Below are 484 nucleotides of genomic sequence, written 5' to 3' on the forward strand. Positions count from 1 at the left end.
GGAGAGGGGGGAAAGAGGAGGGGGGGAAGAGGGGGGGGGGGGGGAAAGAAGAAGAAGGAAGAAGAGAGAGAGAAGGGAGGAGAGGGGGAGAGGAGAGGGGGAGAAGAGAAAGGGGGAGAAGGGAGAGGGGGAGGAGGAGGGGAGAAAAGAGGGGAGGAGAAAGGAAGAGAAAGAAAAAGAGGGGAAGAAAGAGGAAAAGAAGGGTTTTTTTTTTTTTGTCTCGTGGGCTCGGAGATGTGTATAAGAGACAGGGATTGGAGTCTGCAACTCGACTCCATGAAGTCGGAATCGCTAGTAATCGTGAATCAGATTGTCACGGTGAATACGTTCCCGGGCCTTGTACACACCGCCCGTCACACCATGGGAGTGGGCTGCAAAAGAAGCAAGTAGTTTAACCTTCGGGAGGACGCTTGCCACTTTGTGGTTCATGACTGGGGTGAAGTCGTAACAAGGTAGCGCTAGGGGAACCTGGCGCTGGATCACC

Annotated in this window: 1 rRNA gene; it reads left to right on the forward strand. The window is 53.9% G+C overall.

Annotation, left to right across the window (positions count from 1 at the left end):
* Positions 1–484, forward strand: a 16S ribosomal RNA gene (locus tag JIG40_RS13610); the annotation flags it as partial.

The sequence above is a fragment of the Vibrio sp. bablab_jr001 genome, assembly GCF_016464285.1.
In the GTDB taxonomy this organism is placed as follows: Bacteria; Pseudomonadota; Gammaproteobacteria; order Enterobacterales; family Vibrionaceae; genus Vibrio; species Vibrio fluvialis.